Here is a 2,000-nt window from a genome sequence, read left to right as displayed (position 1 = left end):
TTGCTGCACACCATCACCGGCCTGACCGGACCGCAGATCGTCGAGCGCGGCATGCCGATGACCTTTGAATTGGCTCGCTTCATCAAGTTCATCGTGACTGAGATTTTCCCGGGCGGCCGGTTGCCCTCGATCGAGAAGGTCGAAGAGCACGCTGGGAAGGCCGGCTTCACGCTAACCCGCCGCCAATCGCTGCAGCCGCACTACGCGCGAACTCTGGATCTGTGGGCAGCGGCGTTGGAAGCACGCAAGGATGAGGCGATCGAGATCCAGTCCGAAGAGGTGTACGAGCGCTACATGAAGTACCTGACCGGATGCGCCAAGTCGTTCCGCACCGGCTACATCGATGTCAACCAGTTCACCCTGCAAAAGTAGCGGAGACCCGATTGAAAAAACCGGCTCGGGCGACCTCAAATGCGCGAGATGCACCCTGGCCGGTGTAGGGTGCCGGGGATGGTCACCTCGTGAGGGTGTCCGACCCATCGGGAGGACATATGTCTGGTAAGGCACCGGGTGCCACGCGCACACGATCAAATTTGGACGACGTCCAAGCGCATTACGACCTATCCAACGAATTCTTCGCGTTGTTCGTCGATCCGACCCGCACGTACAGCTGTGCCTACTTTCCGCGCGAAGACATGACGCTGCACGAAGCGCAGCTGGCCAAGATTGACCTGACACTGGACAAGCTGGGGCTCGAGCCAGGTATGACCCTGCTCGACATCGGCTGCGGCTGGGGCTCTGTGCTGAAGCGTGCCATCGAAAAATATGACGTCAATGTGGTCGGGCTGACACTTTCCAAGAATCAGCACGCTTACTGCCAGCAGGTGCTCGACGAGGTCGACAGCAACCGCTCGCGTCGGGTGCTGTTGCGCGACTGGGCAGAGTTCAACGAGCCAGTGGACCGCATCGTCACCATCGAAGCGTTAGAGCACTTTGGCTTTCACCGTTACGACGACTTCTTCAAGTTCGTCTACGCAGCCTTGCCCGCCGACGGTGTCATGTTGTTGCACGCCATCACCGGGCTGCACGTCAAGCAGGTCATGGAGCGCGGCATCCCGCTGACCATGGAGATGGCCAAGTTCATCCGGTTCATCGTGACCGACATCTTCCCGGGCGGCCGGCTGCCGATGATCGAGACCGTCGAGGAACACGCAAGCAAAGTGGGTTTCACAGTGACTCGCCGCCAGTCGCTGCAGCTCGACTTCGCCAAGACGCTCGACTTCTGGGCCGAGGCGCTGGAGGCGCGCCGAGACGAGGCTATCGCGATCCAGTCCGACGAAGTCTACGAGCGGTACATGAAATACCTGACCGGCTGCGCCAAGGCGTTCCGGATGGGTTATATCGACTGCAACCAGTTCACCCTAGCCAAGTAGACTTTCGTGCCACAGGCGAGCTACGGGTGCACACCCTCGCGTCGATAGACAATGCTTCAGGAATTCGTACGCCTGCACAGTCAAGCCGAGGCTTCGCGCGTGCGTTCGAGCAGTGATCACTATCCAGGAGAACAGGACGACAATGGCTGAGACAGTGCCGACCCAGACGAGGACGAAGACGCGCTCCGAAGACATTCAAGCGCACTACGACGTCTCCGACGATTTCTTCGCCCTGTTCCAAGACCCCACCCGCACCTACAGCTGCGCCTACTTCGAGCCGGCGGACCTCACACTCGAAGAAGCTCAGTACGCCAAGATCGACCTCAACCTGGACAAGTTGGACCTCAAACCAGGAATGACTCTGCTCGACATCGGCTGCGGCTGGGGCACCACCATGAGGCGGGCCATCGAGCGGTTCGACGTTAACGTGATCGGCCTAACCCTGTCCAAGAACCAGCACGCCCGATCTGAGCAGGTGCTGGGCTCCATCGACACCAACCGCTCCCGCCAGGTGCGGCTGCACGGCTGGGAAGACTTCAACGAGCCCGTCGACCGGATCGTATCCATCGAGGCCTTCGAACACTTCGGGCACGAGAACTACGACGACTTCTTCAAGCGCTGTTTCAA

Annotated in this window: 2 protein-coding genes and 1 pseudogene; all 3 read left to right on the top strand. The window is 59.9% G+C overall.

Annotated elements, in window-relative coordinates; genetic code table 11:
* Nucleotides 1–372 (top strand): class I SAM-dependent methyltransferase (locus tag F0Q45_RS25670; RefSeq protein ID WP_188113170.1); only part of this gene is annotated, 372 nt, incomplete at its 5' end.
* Nucleotides 373–491: 119 nt separating this feature from the next.
* Entirely contained in the window at nucleotides 492–1,373 is an 882-nt protein-coding gene (gene mmaA3, locus F0Q45_RS25665; RefSeq protein WP_149656546.1) for a methoxy mycolic acid synthase MmaA3, read from the top strand.
* 142 nt (nucleotides 1,374–1,515) lie between these two features.
* A pseudogene (gene mmaA4, locus F0Q45_RS25660) lies at nucleotides 1,516–2,000 on the top strand (hydroxymycolate synthase MmaA4); the annotation flags it as partial.

Source organism: Mycobacterium simiae, assembly GCF_008370645.1.
Classification (GTDB): Bacteria; Actinomycetota; Actinomycetes; order Mycobacteriales; family Mycobacteriaceae; genus Mycobacterium; species Mycobacterium simiae_A.
Note: the sequence above shows the minus strand (reverse complement) of the source record. Positions and strands in the feature narration are given on the sequence as shown.